This window comes from Flavobacterium aciduliphilum, assembly GCF_003268855.1.
Lineage (GTDB): Bacteria > Bacteroidota > Bacteroidia > Flavobacteriales > Flavobacteriaceae > Flavobacterium > Flavobacterium aciduliphilum.
Map to the genome: position 1 here is coordinate 19,553 of NZ_QLSZ01000002.1, position 21,851 is coordinate 41,403.

General features: G+C 33.3%; 15 protein-coding genes and 1 tRNA gene. 12 read left to right on the plus strand and 4 right to left on the minus strand.

From position 1 onward, the window contains the following. Positions 1–63: 63 nt before the first annotated feature. The 3 genes from pgmB to CLV55_RS02870 all read right to left on the minus strand — a co-directional run bounded on the left by pgmB (position 64) and on the right by CLV55_RS02870 (position 3,276). Positions 64–717 (minus strand): beta-phosphoglucomutase, encoded by a 654-nt coding sequence (pgmB, locus tag CLV55_RS02860; protein ID WP_112112243.1) that lies wholly within the window; start codon positions 715–717, stop codon positions 64–66. 13 nt (positions 718–730) lie between these two features. After that, positions 731–2,059 carry an MFS transporter gene (locus tag CLV55_RS02865; protein ID WP_211306479.1) on the minus strand — a complete coding sequence of 443 codons (1,329 nt, stop codon included), beginning with the start codon at positions 2,057–2,059 and terminating at the stop codon, positions 731–733. A gap of 194 nt (positions 2,060–2,253) precedes the next feature. Continuing rightward, complete coding sequence (locus tag CLV55_RS02870; RefSeq protein WP_112112244.1) at positions 2,254–3,276, minus strand: LacI family DNA-binding transcriptional regulator; 1,023 nt, start codon at positions 3,274–3,276, stop codon at positions 2,254–2,256. A gap of 227 nt (positions 3,277–3,503) precedes the next feature. Here CLV55_RS02870 and CLV55_RS02875 point away from each other — a divergent pair, with 227 nt between their 5' ends. From CLV55_RS02875 to CLV55_RS02895, 5 genes are all read left to right on the plus strand, one after another. After that, positions 3,504–6,473, plus strand: a complete 2,970-nt coding sequence (locus tag CLV55_RS02875) for a SusC/RagA family TonB-linked outer membrane protein (protein WP_112112245.1) — start codon at positions 3,504–3,506, stop codon at positions 6,471–6,473. Positions 6,474–6,484: 11 nt separating this feature from the next. After that, positions 6,485–8,074, plus strand: a complete 1,590-nt coding sequence (locus CLV55_RS02880; protein ID WP_112112246.1) for a RagB/SusD family nutrient uptake outer membrane protein — start codon at positions 6,485–6,487, stop codon at positions 8,072–8,074. A gap of 30 nt (positions 8,075–8,104) precedes the next feature. Then, on the plus strand, positions 8,105–9,415 hold the full coding sequence (locus CLV55_RS02885; protein ID WP_158527012.1) for a SusE domain-containing protein: 1,311 nt from the start codon (positions 8,105–8,107) through the stop codon (positions 9,413–9,415). A gap of 8 nt (positions 9,416–9,423) precedes the next feature. Beyond that, entirely contained in the window at positions 9,424–12,267 is a 2,844-nt protein-coding gene (locus CLV55_RS02890; protein ID WP_112112248.1) for an alpha-amylase family glycosyl hydrolase, read from the plus strand. A gap of 73 nt (positions 12,268–12,340) precedes the next feature. Further along, a complete protein-coding gene (locus CLV55_RS02895; RefSeq protein ID WP_112112249.1) occupies positions 12,341–14,002 on the plus strand; it encodes a T9SS type A sorting domain-containing protein in 1,662 nt (553 codons plus the stop codon). Positions 14,003–14,120: 118 nt separating this feature from the next. Here CLV55_RS02895 and CLV55_RS02900 read toward each other — a convergent pair. After that, positions 14,121–14,193, minus strand: a tRNA-Phe gene (locus CLV55_RS02900). 141 nt (positions 14,194–14,334) lie between these two features. Between CLV55_RS02900 and CLV55_RS02905 the strand changes: the two genes are divergently transcribed. The 7 genes from CLV55_RS02905 to CLV55_RS02935 all read left to right on the plus strand — a co-directional run bounded on the left by CLV55_RS02905 (position 14,335) and on the right by CLV55_RS02935 (position 21,822). Beyond that, positions 14,335–15,066, plus strand: coding sequence for a type III pantothenate kinase (locus CLV55_RS02905; protein WP_112112250.1), 732 nt, complete (start codon positions 14,335–14,337; stop codon positions 15,064–15,066). Next, entirely contained in the window at positions 15,059–16,327 is a 1,269-nt protein-coding gene (locus CLV55_RS02910; protein ID WP_112112251.1) for a hypothetical protein, read from the plus strand. Before CLV55_RS02905 ends, CLV55_RS02910 begins: the two co-directional genes overlap by 8 nt. A 14-nt stretch (positions 16,328–16,341) precedes the next feature. Next, positions 16,342–17,586, plus strand: coding sequence for a hypothetical protein (locus tag CLV55_RS02915; protein WP_112112252.1), 1,245 nt, complete (start codon positions 16,342–16,344; stop codon positions 17,584–17,586). Between the two features lie 12 nt (positions 17,587–17,598). Beyond that, complete coding sequence (gene lptC, locus CLV55_RS02920; RefSeq protein WP_317048363.1) at positions 17,599–18,147, plus strand: LPS export ABC transporter periplasmic protein LptC; 549 nt, start codon at positions 17,599–17,601, stop codon at positions 18,145–18,147. A 3-nt stretch (positions 18,148–18,150) separates the two neighbouring features. After that, positions 18,151–18,351, plus strand: coding sequence for a hypothetical protein (locus tag CLV55_RS02925; protein WP_112112254.1), 201 nt, complete (start codon positions 18,151–18,153; stop codon positions 18,349–18,351). 6 nt (positions 18,352–18,357) lie between these two features. Next, positions 18,358–19,617, plus strand: a complete 1,260-nt coding sequence (locus CLV55_RS02930) for a hemolysin family protein (RefSeq protein WP_112112255.1) — start codon at positions 18,358–18,360, stop codon at positions 19,615–19,617. Positions 19,618–19,722: 105 nt separating this feature from the next. Further along, positions 19,723–21,822 (plus strand): peptidylprolyl isomerase, encoded by a 2,100-nt coding sequence (locus tag CLV55_RS02935; RefSeq protein WP_112112256.1) that lies wholly within the window; start codon positions 19,723–19,725, stop codon positions 21,820–21,822. Positions 21,823–21,851: the final 29 nt, after the last annotated feature.

Consider the following 21,851-nt stretch of genomic DNA (forward strand, 5'->3'; position numbering starts at 1 on the left):
TTTTAAAAGTTAGAAGTTTAAAAGTTTAAGGGATTCAAAAACTTAAAACTTGAAACTGAATTTTTAGTTTATTAATGAATCGATAAACGACAAATCAATAAAAGTGAAATCTTTAAATATGTATTTGGCTTCATTTAATGTTGTAGCATCACCAATTCCGATACTGACCATTTTGGCGATATTAGCTGCTTGAATTCCAGCAACAGAATCTTCAAAGACGATTGAATTTTCGTAGGCTACATCTAATTTTCTAGCAGCTTGTAGGAATACTTCAGGATCGGGTTTGGCATTAGATACATCATTTCCATCAACAATAGCATCGAAAAAATGTATGATGCCTGTTTTTTCTAAAATTGGTTTTGCATTTTTACTGGCAGACCCCAAAGCAATAGGTTGGTTTTTATCTATTAAGTGATGTAATACTTGAAGTACTCCTGGTAAAATTTCACTTTCGTCGATATCAACCAGATAAGATAAATAATCTTCGTTTTTTTGAATGAGCCATTTGTCTTTTTCTTCTTGTGACGCTTGAATGTTTCCAAGCTCTAATATAATATCGAGAGATCGAACACGACTCACGCCTTTTAATTCTTCGTTATGTTCGGGTGTAAATTCGATTCCCAATTCATGAGCCAACTTTTGCCAAGCTAAATAATGATATTTAGCAGTATCAACAATGACACCATCTAGGTCGAATATGAAAGCTTTTTTTGTCATTTTTAAATAAAATTTATACTAAATCAGAAGATTTTTCTTTCACAGAAAAAACAGAAAAACCACCAAGAATCAGTGAAACACCTGCAATTGATGTGATGATGATGGGAGAAAAATTATAACTAGCTATAATGGTACCCAAAACTCCTGAAACTATTTGAGGAATTGTGATGGTCGCATTGAATAGCCCCATATAAACACCCATTTTGTTTGCAGGTAGCGAACTGGATAACATTGCATAAGGCAAAGCTAAAATAGAAGCCCAAGCAATTCCCACTCCAATCATGGAGAATAATAACAAAGTTTTGTCATGGATGAAGTACATGGATAGAAGTCCAATCCCACCTAAAAACAATGAAAAGCTATATGTTTTTTTTCTGCCAATTAATTTTGCAATAGAAGGAATCATTAGTGCGAAAATAGCTGCAACACCGCTGTAAAAGCCAAACATAACCCCAGTCCAATTCCCAGCTTCGTTAAACCCTAAAGACTTAGCATCCAGTGCTTCAGGACCCCACACTTGATTGGCGATTGCTCTTGTAGTATACACCCACATCAAAAATAAGGCAAACCATGAAAAAAATTGAACTACTCCTAATTGCCAAAATATCTTTGGGGCATTTGAGATTAATTCTAAAATGTTAGTTTTTTCTTTTGTTTCTGGTGCATCAAGATTAATGTTGTTGTAGGTGGCATGCTCTTTTGGAGCATATTCTTTAGTTCTAATAACCGTCCACAATACACTTATCAATAGTATAGACCCTCCAATGTAGAAAGACCAAATAACCGAATCGGCTACTTTTTCCCCAGCAGCAGGAACATTTGCAACATTTAACTCCGTAAGAATATAAGGTAATAACGAACCAAAAACGGCACCGAAATTTATAAGCGCACTTTGTAAGGAATATCCTAAGTTTTTTTGTTCATCATTTACCATATCTCCTACTAAAGATCTAAAAGGTTGCATGGTTACGTTAAAAGAAGTATCCATAAGCAATAACGCCGAGGCACCAAAAATGAGCGGAGGAATGAGGTGGGTAAAGCTTCCTGCATTTGGCATGAAGTACATCGCCAAGGCCGAAACTAAAGCGCCAAAAAATATAAAAGGTATCCTACGGCCCAGTCTTGTCCATGTTTTATCACTTGATAACCCGATGATAGGTTGAACAATAAGACCTGCAAGAGGAGCAGCGAGCCAAAAAAGCCCAATGCTGTGAACATCTGCACCATAAGCTTCTAAAATCCTACTGGTGTTTCCGTTTTGTAAAGAGTATCCAATTTGTACGCCTAAGAATCCGAAACTTAGATTCCAGATTTGCCAAAAACTTAATTTAGGTTTTTTCATTATCGTAAATAATTTAACTATTACGATAAGCGAATTGCTTATCAAAACTTACTTTTATTTTCGAAGTAAAATTCAAGTTTTGATGCTGTAAAAATATAAAAGTTTTTTTATTGTTAATCGTTTATTAAAACAAATTTGCTACGAAATCGTTTTTTGTTAAAAAATAGTTAAGTAAATTTTGAGTCTAAATAGTCTTATTTTGTTGATTCTCGCTCAATTAATTCTGTTTCAATTACCTCAGTTTTGTATTGTTCTTCAAAATCATCATCTTCAATTTCGAGTTTTTCGATGAGCATTTTAGCAGCTTTTTCTCCCATTTTTACTCCGTTCTGACTAACTGTTGTAATCGAAGGCGAAGAGTATTTTGAAATAATTCCGTCTGTGAATCCTATAATAGACAAATCATCAGGAATTTTTTTTCCAATTTTTCGGGCTATTTTAATTGCAGTTACGGCAAAAATTTCATTGACTGCAAAGACTGCGTCCAAATCAGTTGTTTGAAACAATTGCTCGATTTCTTTTTCGAAATCGTTCGTGTCTTCTATTTTTAGAATCATTTTGTCATCTACCGGAATTTCATTCGATTGTAGCGCTTTGCAATACCCGTCGGTTCTGTGTTTTCCGACACTTACATAATCAACGGTTGAGATAAGACCTATTTTTCGAAACCCTTTGTCAATAAGGTATTGTGTGGCATTATATGCTGCTAGAAAGTCGTCTATAATTACTTTGTCGCACAGAATATCATTGGTTACTCGGTCAAACATAACAACAGGCATTCCTTGGTTGATGACTTCGGTAATATGATGATAATCTTTTTTGAGTTGGGTTTCTTTGGAAAGTGACATAATAAATCCATCAATACTTCCATTGGCAAGCATTTCCATGTTGATGACTTCTTTGTCAAAAGATTCGTCAGACAAACAAACGATAACATTATATCCTTTTTCATTAGCAACATGTTCAACCCCACTAATAACTGTTGTGAAAAAATGATGGATGATTTCGGGAATAATAATGCAAATTGTTTTAGTTTTTTTGTTTTTTAAACTCAAAGCAATATTATTGGGTTTGTAGTTGTAAAGTTTTGCAAAAGCTTGAACTTTTTGACGGGTATCTTCGCTAATCTCGGGACTATCTCTTAAGGATTTAGAAACTGTTGAAATGGATACATCTAATTCCTTGGCAATTTGTTTTAAAGTTACTTTTCTTCTCATTGAACGAAAGTTAGGGAGTCATTAAATTTTCAATAAAGGTATATTTATTTTTTTACACTGTCAATTTTATAGTAAAAAATAATGATTATTGAGAAAGTTTTCAACACGAAAACGTTTTCGATTCTATATATTTATCGAGTATTTTTTTTATCAGAAAAAATGTATTAATTTTATCTTTTCGAAGTAAAGTTTAAGATGTAAATTAAGTATTAACCTAAACAAAATTTATGAAAACAATTTATAAAAAATTGTTATATTTATTATTAATTCTGCCCTTTGGGGTTTTTGCTCAAACACTGGAAGGAACAGTGGTTGATGCAAAGACAAAGAAAGCCATACCGGGTGTGAATGTAATAGTAACTCAAGGAGCACAGCAAAGTACCACTACAGATTTAGATGGTAAATTTAAGTTGGTAAAGCTTCAAAATGGGAATGTAATAAAATTCAGTTACATAGGATATAAAAATGAAATGGTAACCTATAAAGGACAGAAAGAAGTTGTGGTGAGTTTGGATGAAGAAGCCAATACACTTCAAGAAGTCGTGGTTCAAGTGGGGTATGGTTCTGTGAAAAAGAAAGATGCTACGGGTTCAGTAGCTGTAATTACAAATAAAGATTTTAACAAAGGGGCAATTACCACAGTTGAAGGTTTGTTAGATGGAAGAGCAGCTGGAGTTGTTATAACAGGCTCAGGGACACCAGGAAATGGAGGTAATATTACAATTCGAGGAGGTTCTTCTTTATCAGCTAGTAACAATGCTTTGATTGTTGTAGATGGATTGCCAATTACTGGTGATATTACTTCTGTGAATCCTAATGATATTGAGAGTTTTTCAATTTTGAAAGACGCTTCAGCTTCGGCAATATATGGAAACAGAGGTTCTAATGGGGTAATTATTATTACTACAAAAAAAGGAACAAAGAAAGGGCTTCAAGTAGATTTTAATACATTTACTACATACAATACGTTAGCAAAAAAAATAGATGTATATTCTGCAGACGAATTTAGGAATCTTGTGGCTTCAATAAATCCATCTGCAACAAATTTGTTGTCGAATGGCAATACAGACTGGCAAAAAGAAATATTTAAGCCATCTTTTACTTCCGATGTAAGTTTATCCATGTCTGGGAATATTGGAGGAGTGTTGCCGTCAAGGCTATCTATTAGTAATACAGATAACAATGGAATACTTTTAACATCAAATTACAAAAGAACTACGGTTTCAACTTCTTTAAATCCTAGTTTTTTAAAAGACCATTTAAAATTTAATATAACCGCAAACTATTCTTACGCCTTTAGAAGAAGTGCTGATGAAGGAGCTATTGGAAGTGCTATTTCTGCTGACCCGACTAGACCTGTATATGATTCAAATTCAATTTTTGCGGGATATACTGAATGGACTACGCCAGGTCCTAATCCAGGGTCAATTTATCCTAATGGTAATTCAAATCCTGTTGCGCTATTGCTGGAAAAAAGAGATATATCTAATAATAATCGTTTTTTTGGAAATTTGAATATGGAATACAAATTTCATTTTCTTCCTGAATTAAAGTTTATTTTTAACGGAGGTATCGATATTACTAATGGAGATGGATCTGTGACCACAAATCCAAATGCAAGAATAGGATGGCAACCAATAGTTATAAATAATTCTTCACAATTATTGCCTATTGGATATTATCAAACAACATGGTGGCATAGTACAAACAAAAACGTGAGTTATCAATTAGATTATGCTAAAAAATTTAATAAGTTTAACTTAGATGCAATTGTTGGGTATAATTATCAAGAATTTAATTCAAATAGTTACTATTCAGGAAATAAAAATGCTTATGTTTATGGAGTGTTAAATGATGTTTATTCAGAAGTTAAAGCTTCAGATGTTTATACTGATCCTGGAAATAAATTAAACGCAGTATTTGGTCGTGTTAATCTTGGATATAATGATAAGTATTTGTTAACCGCAAATTACAGAAGAGATGGTTCTTCTAGAATTTCGCCTGTAAATAAATATAAAAGTTATTTAGGTTATGCTTTTGCATGGAAGATTAACCAAGAAAATTTTATGAAAGATATCAAATCAATATCCGAATTAAAATTACGTTTGGGGTATGGAGAGGTAGGTCAACAAGATATTCCTGTAGCATATGATTGGTTTAAACGCTATAGTACTTCAAACAATAACTATTATCAATTTGGTAATGATTTTATTATTATTTCAAAACCTCAAGGTTATAATGAAAACTTGAAGTGGGAAAGTAGTAAAAAATATAATGTAGGATTGGATTTAGGATTGTTTAACAATAGATTAAAAATCACAACCGATGTTTATCTGTCTAAAACCTATGATTTGTTCTCTCAAGTAGCAGAAGGAGCTTTGCAGAATTTAAGAATTTATGGGTATAGAAATATTGGAGAATTTGAATCGAAAGGTATTGATTTTTCTGTCAACTATAATGCTGTAAAAAAGAAAAACTTTGATTTAAGCATAAATTACAACATAACCTATAACAAATTAAAAATTGGAGATTTATTTTCTGATGAATTGTTAGTAGGAGGGATTGGTTTACAACAATATACTGAAATTCATAAAATTGGTTTAGCACCTTATTCTTTTTGGGTGTATGAACAAGTTTATGATGCAAATGGAAAACCAATTGAAGGGGTTTTTGTTGATAGAAATCATGACGGGGTAATTGATAGTAAAGATAAATATAACTACAAAAAACCTCAAGCAGACGTGATTATGGGATTTATGGTAAATGCAACAATTTATCAAAATTGGGATTTTTCAATGGCGTGGAAAGCAAGTATTGGAAATTATATTTATGACAACATTTCTTCTGGAAGATCGGCAGCAGATGTTATTGTGAATCCACAAAGTAACACTTTGAATAACTCGCCTGTGAGCTATAGTGACTCTAATTTTGCAAAAATTAATTCTAGTAAAGAATCCGATTATTATATTAAAAATGGTTCTTTCTTAAAATTGAACAATGTCACTTTAGGATATCGATTTAATAAGATTTTTGGAGATAAAACAGGATTGAGATTTTATACAGGTGTTCAGAATGTGTTGACTATTACAAAATACAAAAACATTGATCCAGAAGTTAATGGTTTTAATAATGGAGTCGATTCTGGAATTTTTCCAAGAGCTAGAATGTATATGTTAGGTGCTAATGTTACTTTTTAATGTATTAAAAAATGAAAAAAAATAATTATAAATTTAAGGTTTTAGTATTGCTAACAGCCTTATTCATGTTAAACTCTTGTAGTTTGGATATTGCTCCAAAGGATGATGATGAGTTTACATCTGAACAGTTTTTTAGTAATCCAGCTTCATATAAACAATATTTGGCTAAAATTTATGCTGGTTTAGCAGTAACTGGTCAGAATGCACCAGCTGGTGATTCCGATTTAGGTTCAGGTCCGGGTACTGTAGATGAAGGTTTTTCTCAATATTTAAGAGGATATTGGCAGTTGCAAGAATTGCCAACAGATGAGGCGATTATTGCATGGGGAGATCCAACTCTTAAAGATTTAAATCTAAACACTTGGAACGCTGATAACGTTTTTACAGAAGCTTTTTTTGCTAGAATTTTCTATCAAATATGTCTTTGTAACGAATTTTTGAGAGAAACTACTGATGCAAAACTTGACTCAAGAGGAGTTACACCAGAATTACGTGCTGAGATAGTTCATTATAGAGCCGAAGTTCGTTTCTTGAGAGCATTGTCGTATTATCATGGTATGGATATTTTTGGTTCTCTTCCTTTTGGTACTGAAGCAGATTATCTGGGTACACCACCTCCTATGAAACCAAGAACTTTTATTTTTGATTACATTATAAATGAATTGGATGCTATAAATACAGATTTAGTAGACGCAAAGATGAATGAATATGGGAGAGCAGATAAAGCAGCTGCTTGGATGTTGAAATCAAAAGTTTTAATGAATTCGAAAGTTTACACGGGTGTAGATAGAAGTCAAGAGGCTTTAGACGCAGTAAATTTAGTGATTAATTCTGGTTACACAATTGCTAATATTCCTTATCCAAACTTGTTTAAGGCAGATAATAATTCAAATGGTGCTCAAAATGAAATAATTTTTCCAATTTGTTTCGATGGTTTAAAAACACAAACATGGGGAGGAACAACATATTTGATTCATGGTTCTTGTGATAATGCAACGGCTGCATCTTTAGGTATTTCAAATGGATGGCAAGGATTTAGAACTAGAAAAGAATTTACAGAGTCTGTTGGCACTGATTCTCGTGTAACATATGTGCCAGGAAATACCGATCCAGCAAGTATAAGTAACTATTCAGTCTTTACTCAAGGTAAAAAATTAATCAAATTTTCTAACAAAAGAGCTGATGGTACTAGTGGACAAAGTACAGATTTTCCGGATACAGATTTTCCTATGTTTAGAATGGGTGATGCATATTTAATGTATGCAGAATTGGCTTTTGTTAATGGTAAAGGAAGTAACAGTACAGGATTATCATATATAAATACTTTAAGAAGTAGATCAGGTGTAACACCTGCAACAATGTCAGAAATCACTGCTGACCCAGCTACGTTTTTCCTTAAAGAAAGAGCTAAGGAATTGTATTGGGAAGGACATAGAAGACAGGATTTAATTCGTTTGGGTAAATATAAAGATGCTTATAATTGGGAATGGAAAGGTGGATATCAAGCGGGAATTTCGGTTGACGATCATGTGTTAATTTATCCAATTCCAAATAAAGAGTTGCATTCTAATAGTTTATTGGTTCAAAATCCAGGATACTAAAGTTAATTATTTTTTTAAAAAATGAAAGAAATGAAAAATATTATAAAAAATGTATTTCTTATTAGTATAGTGCTAATGGGATTGAACTCATGTGATAAGGATATGAATAATCCAAATGCGAGTAATATTGCAAATCCTAACTTGATTTCACCAAGTGACGGATCAACACTTGTGTTAAATCCAAATACATATACTGCAACTGCGATGACAGTTAAGTGGTCTTCATTAGATTTTGGATATGATGCTTCAGTTGTTTATTCTCTGCAAATAATAAAATCATCTGATAGCTTTGATTCTGATGGTGTTGTTCCTCAAGTTATTGGGTTAGGAACCTATTCTGAAAATTCGAATACCACTCACCAAGTTGATGTGAGTACAACAAATTTAAATTTAAAGTTGAAAGCTTTGGGAGCAAATATTGGTTCTGTTTCATCTTTTAAGGTAAGAATTTTTGGGAAACCTGCTGGACAATTAGATTCTTCTTCTAATGGATTAAAAGCTTATACTCAAACGAATATAATAAATAGTAATGTATATGACCCTATTGATGAAGCAGCAAAATTGTATGTATTTGGAAATTTCGGAGCCGCAAGTTCATTCGCTGATTGGGATATTAATACTTTAGGGACTTCAAACTCTCCTATAATTTATTCTTCAAAAAACAATGGTATTTATGAGGGATTTGTATATATGAACAATGCTTTGCCAAAATTTAAATTTGCAAATCCAACAGATACAGAATTAAATATTAAAGGAGTAGGAACAGCATATACAGGAACTGCTGTAATAGGGGTGAATGACTCAGCAGATCCTCCAATCCCATTTGGAAATACTTCTGGTGCTATTGGAGTATCAACGCCAGGTACATTAGCAGCTTCAACAGATGTCTCAACAGGTAATGTAATATCTCCACCATCACCTGCCGCTGGTTCTTATTTTGTAAAAGTGAATTGGACTAGTAATGAATATGTGATACTAAAACGCACAATGTCTGTGACTGGTATAGCTACAAGTAATGTCGCAAAAGCATTAACGTATGTAACTGATCCTGCCTCACCTTTCTATAGAATGTATGTTGGTGAAAATATTTCTCTAAGTGCAGGTTCTATGTATGTACAAGTTAAAAATTTAAGTTCAGCGGATGGTTCTAAATTAGAGCGTTTCGGTATTGATAATACCATAACAACCTTGATTAATTCTGATAATTCTAGTGCCATGATTAAAAATAAGCTTAAATTTGGTGCAGCCAATTTTACAGTTACAATACCAGGAGTTTATACAATTATTTTAGATTTGAGAAATTCTGCTAATTACAATTTGAGAGCAATAAAAACTAATTAAACAAAGCTATGAAAAAGATTTTATTATTATTTGTTTTCGTTGTTTCTGCAAATTGTTTTGCACAAGTTACTACATCGCCAAGTCCATTTGAGGCTACTCAATCGGTTACATTAAATTTTGACAAAACAGGTACCCCTTTAGCATCCTATACGGGTACAATTTATGCTCATATTGGTGTAACAGTTAATGGTACAAACTGGTCAAATGTTATTGGTACTTGGGGTAATAACACCACACAACCTGCTTTAACTTTGGTTTCTGGAAATGTATATAAGTTAGATATTACACCTGATTTATATACCTACTTTGGTGTGGCAACAACAAGCTCAATTACTAAAATTTGTGTTGTTTTTAGAAATGCTGCAGGAACTGCTCAGTCTTCAGATATTTTTGTTAATGTTGGATCATTTCAAGCTAATTTAACTGCACCTGCAGCGAATAGTACAACATTTTTAGTATCAGGTTCTAGTTTGACGATTTCAGCAACAAATACAGGAGGGAGTGCAAATTATACATTATTAGCAAATGGGTCTTTTTTAAACGGCTATACTGGAAGTACTTTTTCTTATACACAAACAAATATTACTTCAAACAAATTTTATACATTAACGGTAACTTTGGGATCCGTAACATTTACGTATAAGTTTATGGCACTAGTTAATCCTACAGTTGTAAGTGCTGCATTACCGTCAGGTATGGAAGATGGTATTAACTATAATTCGAGCGATCCAACAAAAGCAACATTAGTGTTAACTGCACCAGGTAAAGATTTTGTTTATGTGGCAGGTAGTTTTAATAGTTGGCAACCTAATAATACCTATGTTATGAAGCAAGACCCTACCACAAGTAAATTTTGGTTGGAATTATCGGGTCTTACTTCAGGAATAGTTTATACCTACCAATATTGGGTAGGAGACCAAACTCCAAATACGGCTCAAGGCTCGCCAAAACTAGTAAAAACAGCAGATCCATATTCTACATTAGTGCTTTCGCCATTTGATGATCCTTGGATTCCAGCTACCTCATACCCTAACATTCCTACTTACCCAGCAGGACAAGAACGTGAGGTAACTGTTCTACAAACGGGTCAGACAACATATCCGTGGAGTTCTGCAACAACAAATTTTGTTAAACCAAGCAAAGATCATTTGGTGGTTTATGAGGCGCTTATTAGAGATTTTAATTCTAAAAGAACTTATCAAGATTTAATTGATAAAATTAGCTATCTTAAGGATTTAAATATCAATGCTATAGAGCTTATGCCTTTAATGGAGTATGAAGGAAATGAAGGATGGGGGTATAATCCATGTTATCATTTAGCTTTAGATAAATTTTATGGACCAGCTGCAAAATTAAAGGAATTGGTAGATTTGTGTCACCAAAACGGAATTGCTGTTATTTTAGATGTGGCATTAAATCATGCGTTTGGGAGAAATCCAATGGTTCGCATGTGGATGAAAGATTCTGACGGTGATGGTTGGGGAGATCCAGCTAATGACAACCCTTACTTTAATGAATATGCAAAGCATAGCTATGGTGTCGGATCCGATTTTAATCATTCATCTACATATACGAAATATTATACAAAAAGAGTTATAAAACAATGGATTCAAGAATTTAAAATAGATGGATTCCGTTGGGATTTAACAAAAGGTTTTACCCAATCTTGTAGTAGCGGAAATGATGCGTGTACAAATGGTTACTTGCAAGATAGAGTAGATGTTTTAAAAGAATATGCTGATTATGCTTGGTCTTTAGATCCATATCATTACGTTATTTTTGAGCATTTAGGAATCGATAGTGAAGAACAGCAATGGGCCAATTACAGAATAAATGAAACACCAAGCAAAGGGGTGATGATGTGGGGAGAAATGAATTATGCTTATGGTCAATTGGCTATGGGATATTCAACTGGAGCGGATATTTCTCGCATGGGTAGTTCAAGTAGAGGTTTTACAGCAAAAAGATTATTAGGATATCCTGAAAGTCACGATAAGGATCGAATTGGTAATATGGCTAATTCTTATGGAGCGTCTAGTGTTTCAGGAAATATATCTAATGTATTAACTAGATTATGTGCTATTGCAGCTACAAGTATTTTAGTGCCTGGTCCAAAAATGATCTATCAATTTGGAGAATTAGGATCTACGCAGTCAATTTTTACGTGTACTGACGGAACAGTAAATACTGATACCGATTCTACAACTGGGGATTGTAAGTTATCTACTAAACCACAACCCCAATGGTCAACTTGGTATACTGATCAACAAAGATTAAATGTGTATAATACATATGCCAAACTAAACCAACTTAAAGAAACAAATGCTGTTTTTGATGGAAGTTATGCTATAAGTCCAGCTGGAAACTTATTGTTGCCAAGGATTTACATTTGGGATAACACGCTTCCTTCTACACAATTGAAAAATGTTGTAGTACTTGCCAATTTTAATACCTCTGCAACGAATGTAACTCCAGATTTTCCTTACACAGGTACATGGGTAAATCTAATGGATAATTCTACTATAAATGTTACTAGTACTTCAGCAGCTATTAATATTGAAGCGGGGGGATTTAGAGTATATGGAAACCAATCAGCGGCATTAGAAAATCAAACATTTAACACTATGGATTTTGTGAGTATTTCTCCCAATCCTGTTGTGTCAGAAGTGATGATTAATACAGATGTTAAAAATGTCGAAATTTTTAACATGACGGGTCAGTTAATTTCAAAATTTGAAGATGTGAAAGCATTTGATAAAATAAATCTCGAAAATTTAGAAAGAGGAATTTATTTAATGAAGTGTAATGACTCTAATAACAACGAAAAAAAATTCAAAATTATTAAAGAATAAGTACTATATTGTACTAGAAAAAATCAACTTTTAAGTTGAAGTATAAATGTTAAATTAATTAAATTTTTAAATCATGATTAAAAAACTATTTTTTGCGTTACTCTTGTCAGTAGTGTCTTTTAGCTCAAATGCTCAAAGTATTGGCTTGATAGGGGATTTTAACAGTTGGGCAAGTGATGTGGTAATGAACACCGTTGACAACACTACCTACACAGTACAATACACTTTCTTGATTACTGGAGGTGTAAAATTCAGACAAGATGCTTCTTGGGCTACAAACTGGGGTTCAAGTGCCTTCCCATCAGGAACTGGTGTTGGAGGTGGACCTAATATTCCAGTACCAGCTGGAACATACAATGTAACATTTAATCGTACTACTGGGGACTATAGTTTTCAAACTGTTGTAACAAACTTTGATCACATTGGATTCTATGGTGGATTCAATTCATTTGCTACTCCTGGTGTAGATATGGTTACTACAGATGGTATTGCGTATCAAAAAATCGAATACCAATTCACTGCTGATGGTGTAAAATTCTTAAAAGATAATAATACTAACCAAACTTGGGGAGGTACTGCTTTTCCTTCAGGAACAGCAACTGCTTCAGGAGCTACAATTCCTTTAACAGCAGGGTTTTACAATGTAGATTTTAATAAAAACACTTTGTTGTATAACTTTGTACAAGTACCTGTTGCGTTAATTGGAGATGGTGTATCGGATTGGAGTACTGATGTATACATGGTTTCTACTGATGGTGGAGTTACTTTTACATTAACTGATGTTCAATTGTATTCAGGTTCTGTTAAATTCAGATCAAACAATTCTTGGGCAAATAACTGGGGTGGTTCTGCATTCCCATCAGGAACAGGAACTTTGAACTCTTCAAGTAACATCCCAACAACACCAGGGATCTATACAGTTACTTTCAATAGAATTACTGGAGATTATTCTTTTGTATTGACGCAACAAACTGTAGATCAGGTGCAAATTAATGGGGTAAATATGAATACTTCTGACGGTACTAGTTATACAATGTCAGATTTTTATGTGTCAACTCCAGGTGTGACTTTTGCTAATGTGACTTCATCTTCAACATATGGAGGTTCTTCATACCCAGCTGGAACTGCAGTAGCTAGTGCTTCTGCGATCCCTGTTCAAGTGGGTTATTACAATGTAACATTCAACAAAACTACTTTAGATTATTCGTTCTCAGTAACACCAGTGGCTATTATTGGTGATGCTACTGCTGGAGGTTGGTCTACTGAAACTCCAATGAATACAACCGATAATGGGGTTAACTTTACGTTGTCTAGTGCTACATTAACAGCTGGAGGATTAAAATTCCGTTCTAACAATTCATGGTCTATCGCTTGGGGTAATGATACTGATTTTCCTTCAGGTATTGCTACAACTTCTGCTGGAAATATTCCTGTTGTTGCGGGTGTTTATGATATCTCATTTAACAGAACTACAGGGGCTTATTCTTTTGGAAACTTAGCAACAGATTCATTTACTAGAAATAATTTAACATTATATCCAAACCCTGTAAACGATATGTTTACAATTAATGGAGACTTTGCTAAAGTTGAAGTGTATAATATCGCTGGTCAACTTGTTAAATCATTCACAGCTTCTGAAAGCTATAATGTTTCTGAGTTAAAAACAGGAATTTATTTCGTAAAAGCTACTGATGTAAATCAAAAAACTAGTGTAGCTAAAGTTATCAAAAACTAATTGATACTTTTACAACTTAAAAAAAGAGACGCTTTAGCGTCTCTTTTTGTTTTTATAAGATTTTCTTGAATTTTGTATAAAAACAAAAAACCCCTGAAATTATTTTCAGGGGTTTGTGTGGTACCTCCAGGGATCGAACCAGGGACACATGGATTTTCAGTCCATTGCTCTACCATCTGAGCTAAGGTACCGTTACTTTGAAACCTTAAAAATTACTAAGAAAGCGTTTTCTAGTGCTTCATTGCGGGTGCAAATATATAATGTTTTTTAATTTATCCAAAACAATTTTTAAAAAAATCTATTTGTAATTTTGCCTTTTAAACAATAAGCATATGCTATTAACAATAGATGAAGGGAATACTCTGATCAAAATAGCTGTCTTTGAGCAGAATACATTAATTCGTAAGGAAGAAATTTCTTATTTGAATTTTAAAGAATTATTAAAATATTTTCTTGACCAATTTCCAACCATCGAAAATATTATAGTTTCTTCTGTGGCTCAATTGCAAAAAAATGATTTTGAAGAACTCAGTGAGGTTATCAAAGTCTATTATGTGTCAAGAGAAACCCGATTTCCATTCGAAAATGTATACACTACACCTCATACGCTAGGGGTAGATAGAATGATCTTAGCTGCTGGAGCCGTACTTAAATTTCCTGATAGGAATAGATTGGTGATAGATGCAGGCACTTGCATAACGTATGATTTTATTGATGCAAATAATAAGTATTATGGAGGGGCAATTTCCCCAGGAATAAATCTAAGATATAAGTCATTGCACGATTACACTGCTAAACTGCCGTTACTGGCTTTAGAATCTCCTCAACAACTCATAGGGAACTCTACTAGTCAGTCTATACATTCGGGGGTTGTTCATGGAGTTGTTGCAGAAATAGATGCTTTTATTAACGCAATTTTAAATAAAAATGATAACTTTATCATAATTTTAACGGGAGGCGATGCACTTTTTTTGGCTGAACGATTAAAAAACACCATATTTGCGAATCCAAATTTCCTATTGGAAAGTTTGAATCTCATTTTTCAATTCAATTACAATGATTAAAAAATTAATATTTAGTATTACACTCCTTTTTTCTCTGGCCTCTTTTTCGCAACAAAGCACTTCCTCTCCTTATTCTTTTTATGGTATAGGGGATGTAAGATATAAAGGATCTGTTGAAAACAGATCTATTGGGGGTGTTGGTGTTGTTCCAGATAGTATTCATGTTAATATACTGAATCCCGCTTCTTATGCAGGTTTAAAATTGATAAATTATACCATAGGAGGTTCTTTCACGGCAAATAAATTACATACAGACACTCAAGATGAGAAAGCACAACGGACAACGCTAGATTATTTAGCCGTTGCTATACCGTTCAAAAAATTTGGATTTGGGTTTGGATTATTGCCCTATTCATCTGTTGGGTATTATAATAGTAGTTCTGTTGTGGAAAACAATATCAATGCGACACATTATTACACGGGTAATGGTGGGTTAAACAAAGTGTTCTTTGGATTGGGGTATCAGATTACAAAGCATTTTCGTTTTGGAGCCGATGTACAATATGATTTTGGAAAAATTGACACTAAAAATGTTGCCGTTATGTACGATGCCAATGGTGTTCAAATACAATATGGCTCAAGAGAAGTGAACTCTTCTGTTATTAATGGGGTTAATTTTAATACGGGATTCTCTTTCGATACTAAAATTAATCAAAATGTATCTTTGTTTTCAAGTATAACTTATGCGCCAGAAGCCAAAGTAAATGTTGCCAATACACGTACACTGGCGACAGTACAAGTAGCTGGAACCGCAGAGGCTATTGTGGGTGATCCCATTGATGTATCAGTACCAAGTACTAAGTTGCGATTGCCTTCTAAGTTTACTTTTGGGCTAGGTATCGGTGATCCCAAAAAATGGTTTGTTGGTTCGGAAGTTATACTACAACAATCTAGTGATTTTGGAAATCGTTATGATGATATTACTAATGTTAGTTTTGAGAATGCAAAAAGATTTTCATTTGGAGGCTATTATACACCAAATTATAAATCTTTTACCAAATATTTTCATCGAGTAACTTATAGAGGAGGATTTAGATATGAAAATACAGGATTACTCATTAATAATCAATCTATTAATGATAGCGCACTTACTTTAGGTATAGGCATGCCTCTTAGAGGAACCTTTTCAAACATCAACTTAGGATTTGAATTGGGCTCAAGAGGAACAAAAAATAATGGACTAGTTAAAGAAAATTACATGAATTTTAGTATTGGATTGTCTTTCAATGACAGATGGTTCATCAGAAGAAAATATGATTAATCAAAAATAATTTTATGAAAGCTATAGGGATACTTTTGTTTGGGTTATTGTTTTTTCAATTGACATGGAGTCAAAATGATTCTTGCAAAGAAAATCAAAAACAATGCAACCAATATTTTAATGATAAAGAGTATCAAAAAGCCTATGATGCTTGGCTGGAATTAAAAAAAACATGTGCGAAATCGGATGAAAGTGTTGTGCTTTTAGGGGCTAAAATTCTACAATATAATGTAGAAGCTTCTGACGCTTCTGAAAAAGAGAAAAAAGTTCGAGATTTGCTAGCCTTATTCGATTTGTATGATCAATATTTTCCACAAAACCAAAATGGAAATAATGAAAAAAGGGCCATGGCTCTTCATGAAAATAAACTCGGAACACCTGATGAAATTTTTAACTATTTGAACCTAGCGTTTAAAAATCAAAAAAACACCTTTACAAACCCAAGAGCTATTTACCTATATTTTGAACTTTATTACAACCAATTCAAAGCAAAAGGAGTATCGTTTGCTGATTTGATGTCAAAATATAGTGATATTATAAGTCTTATCGAAGAAAATAGCCAAAAGCAAGTCAATCAAAAATCGGAATATGATCGTGTTAGAATGGGAATCGAAGCTTGGATGCAAAATGTCATTACTTGCGATGATTTGAATACTTATGTAAACCAAAATTTTACAGCCAATCAGAAGAATCAACAGTGGTTGGGCGCGGTTGCGAATGTTTTGTATACGAAATGTGTTCATGTACCCATGTTTGGAACGGTAGCTCAAGCTTATTATACCCTTAAAGCTACCTCAAAATCGGCCTTTTATATGGCTACCTACAAGTTAAAATCAGCCAATCAAGAAGAAGCAATTAAGTTTTTTACAGAATCGATTGAATTGTCAGACAATAAATTAGAAAAAGCCAATAGAAGTTATACCATTGCTTCAATATTGGCCTTGTCTGATAAAGCAAAAGCAGCTGAAATGATCCAAAACGCAATTGTTAATGACCCCGCTAGTGGAATTTATTATGTATTTCTTGCCAATCTTTATGATGCCGCTGCACAGGAATGTGCTTCCAATGACAATGAAAAAAAGGCAATTTATAAACTAGCTTCAGATACAGTGTTAAAAGCAGGTGAGGTAGAGCCAAGATTCAAACAAACAGCAAAAACCAGCTCGGATGAATATTTGAAAAAAGTTACTTTTGAAGGAAAAACAAAACCCAAAAGTATAAAAGTGGGATGCTGGATTAATCAGAAAGTTCAGTTTTAATTTAGTATGAGAATGTGCCATAAAAAGACACTCTTTTTTTCTTTTACACTCTTTTTTGTGGTTTTATGGAGTTCTTGCGAAGGTAATTTCAAAGAAGTTCAGAAATCCACATTCTCAGAATTTAACCCCAGTGGAGAAGCCGATTCAATTAATATAAAGTACACCGATTCGGGTAAGATAAAATCTATTTTGGTTAGCCCAAAAATGTTAGATTATGCAACGGTTAAATTTCCTTTTACTGAATTTCCTAAAGGTGTTAACGTAACGCTTTATGATGATCACGCACGAAAAACATTTGTTACAGCAAATTATGGAGTGTCTTTCAAAGATTCGAATATAATTGATTTAAGAGGAAAGGTTAAAATAACTAACGAGACTGGACAGGTTTTTGAAACAGACCAGTTGTATTTTGATAAGAAAAATGAATGGTTTTACACCGAGAAGCGCTATAAATTTACCGATCCTAAAGGTGTTTCCTATGGGGAAGGTGTAGATTTTAGTAAAGATTTTAAAATCATCAACTCTCAAAGTGTATCCGGAGAAGTACAAGCTAATAATTAAAATATGAAATATTTAAACATAACGAAATACCTTTATTTAATCATTGGAATCATCATGATTATTGATGCCATAACCAAATGGAATGATAAAGAAAAACCATGGTTAAGTGTAATACTTGCTGGGTTGGCCATTTTTACTTTTTTCTTTAGAGATCGATTTGCTAAAAAATTTGCTGAACGCGATAAGAAGAATCAATCCAACTAATGTGATATGGAAATTGTAGTAATCATAGTATGTTTACTTCTCTGCGCTTTCTTTTCTGGAATGGAAATTGCCTTTGTGTCTTCCAATAAAATCTTTCTCGAGATAGAAAAAAAACAGGACAATTTCGTTTCTAGAATCTTAGCCAAAATTACCGAAAAACCATCAAAATTTATCGCCACAATGTTGGTGGGAAACAATGTTTCGATGGTAATTTATGGATTTTATATGGGTAAGTTTATTCTCCAAATCATGGAGTCTTATGCTTTTCATTTATCCAATTTTTCAAGTTTGCTTTTTCAGACGGTGTTGTCAACGTTAGTTGTTTTAATTACAGCCGAGTTTTTACCTAAAGTTTTTTTTCAAGTCTATGCCAATCGTTTGATGAAGTTTTTTGCACTGCCAAGTTATCTTTTTTATATTATTTTCAATTACATCTCTTCATTTATTATTTGGATTTCCGATTTTATTTTAAAAAAGTTCTTAAATACAGAAGGCGATTATGTGCCTGCTTTTTTTAGTAAGGGAGAACTAGGTAGCTTTATAAGTGAACAAATGAGCGCAGTAGAAAATCATGAAGAGGTTGATTCTGAAATCCAAATATTTCAAAACGCACTCGAATTTTCTGGGGTTAAAGCGCGAGAGATTATGACACCAAGAACAGAATTGGTCGCCATAGATAGCTATAGTTCTATTGATGAATTGAAAGAACTTTTTGTAAGTATGGGATATTCAAAAATCATTGTGTATCAAAATTCATTGGACGATATTGTGGGATATGTACATTCATTCGAATTGTTTAAAAAGCCTAAAAACATAAAGGCCGTGACGATTCCTGTAGAATTTGTACCTGAGACTATTTATATTAAAGATGTGCTTAATATTCTAACCAAAAAAAGGAAAAGTGTCGCAGTGGTCTTGGATGAGTATGGAGGAACCTCAGGAATAATAACCGTTGAAGATATTATTGAAGAACTTTTCGGTGAAATAGAAGATGAACATGACGATGATATCAGTTTGATAGAACAAAGAATAACCGAAAATACCTTTCTTTTTTCAGCTCGTTTAGAAGTGGAATACCTTAATGAAAACTACAAATTGGATCTTCCAGAAGATGATTCATATAGTACTCTCGGGGGCTTTATAGTTCATGCTTCCAAAGAAATTCCTCAAAAAGGGGAACAAGTTCGAATCGATAATTTTTTATTTGAAATTGAGGCCGCATCAAACAATAAGATTGATGTGGTTAAAATGATAATTTCGGATTAAAGAAAAAAAATGTAACTTTTTCAATAAATAATTAGAGTTACTATTGTAATTATTTCACAGATAATTGTATTTTCGCAAACTAAAATAAAAATTAACATAATAGAAATGGCAGTTTTACAAAAAATTAGAAAGCGTTCAGGATTACTTTTACTAGCGATTGGATTTGCTTTGTTGGCTTTTGTTGTTCAAGATTTGATTACAAAAGGATTCAAAAGTCAATCAAAAGATGTAGGAAGTATTAATGGAAAAGATATTTCTTTTGATCAATTTAGAATCAAAGTAGCCAATGTTGAGAAAAACGCTCAAAACGGGCAGCCTATGACGCAAACGCAAGCAGCAAATCAAGTATGGGATCAAGAAGTTGCAATCGCTTTGTTGAATGAGCAATTAGAAAAAGCAGGCATTCGTTGTAGCGAAAATAGCATTATAGAAGTGTTTAAAAAAGATCCAAATATTGGACAGAACCCTACATTTTTAAATCAAGTAGGAAAATTTGATTTGAACAAATTTAAAGAATTTTTCAAAAACAATCCTGAGCAAGCCAAAGCTTTTGAGGATAGACAAAAAGATGCTGAAATTAATGCTAAATTTCAAATCTATAGCGCTATGATCAAAGGAGGGATGTATGCTACAAAAGCAGATGGAGAGTTCAAATACAAATTAGAATCAGATAAAGTAAATTTTGATTACGTTTCTGTGTTATATTCTACTGTTAAGGATAGTGATGTAAAAGTAACAGACGCTGATGTTACGGATTACATGAAGAAAAATGAAAAAAGATTTAAAGCAGAGGAAACTCGTGAAATTGAATATGTTCTCATTGAAGACAAACCTTCTGCTAAAGATGAAGAAGAAGTAAAAGCTAAAGTGAACGGATTATTGTCAGGAAGCGTGGTTTACAACAGTCAAACGGGTAAAAATGATACGTTGCCAAGTTTTAAATCAGCAACCAATGTAGCTGAATTTGTAAATGAAAATTCTGACAAACCTTATGATTCTACTTATGTAACCAAACAAGATTTGCCAGCTGAACACGCCGATAAGTTATTTGCGTTATCTGCTGGAGAAATCTATGGGCCTTATATCAATGGAAAATACTATTGTTTGTCTAAAGCTATGGGAAGAAAAGCGGGTGCTAAAGCTAAAGCAAGTCATATCTTAATCAGTTGGGAAGGAACAAAAGTGCCAAACAAAAAAGAGAAAAGAACTAAAGAACAAGCTAAGGCTAAAGCTGAGTCTTTGTTAGCTCAAGTACAAGCTAACCCAAGTTCTTTTATGATGTTGGCTTTAACAAATTCAGATGATTCTTCAGCTCAACAAGGTGGAGATCTAGGATATTTTCAACCAGGACAAATGGTAAAACCTTTTAATGATTTTGTATTCAACAACCCAGTGGGTAAAATTGGTTTAGTAGAAACCGAATTTGGATATCACATCATCAATGTAACAGATAAGCAAGATGCGATTCGTTTAGCAACAATTGCTCAAAAAATAGAAGCTTCTGATGCTACATCAAATGAAATCTATACGAAAGCGACGCAATTTGAAATGGATGCGCAAAATAAAGATTTTGCAGCGGTTGCTAAAGCAGCAAAACTTACTATTAATCCTCCAGTAAAAGCAAAAGCAATGGATGAAGCGTTTGGGGTAGCTGGAAATCAAAGACAAATCGTTAAATGGGCTTACAGTGAAGATACAAATGTGGGTGATGTAAAGCGTTTTGAAGTAGTAAATGTGGGTAACATTATTGCGCGTTTGAAAAAAATCAATGAAAAAGGATTAATGCCTGTTGAAGATGCTAAACCAATGGTTGAAAGCATTATTAAAAATAAGAAAAAAGCTGAAAAAATAATGGCTAAAATGAAAGGGGCTACATTAGAAGAAATCGCAAAAACTAATGCGACTACGGTTCAAAATGCACCAGCGGCTTCAGTAGAAAATTCAGTGTTAGCTAATGTTGGAGCTGAGCCTAAAGTAGTAGGAGCCGCTTTTGGAACACCAATGAATAAAGTATCTGCCCCAATTGAAGGAAACTCAGGAGTGTATGTAGTGAAAACAAAAACAGTTACAAAAGCACCAAAACTTCCTAAATATGATGATTACATCAATAAAGTAAAAGCAGCCAATGCTCAAGCTTCTGGTAGAATTTTCCCTGCCTTGAAAAACGATGCTAAAATTGATGACAACCGATTGGAATTCTATTAATGGATTTCTATAATCTATACAAAAACCCG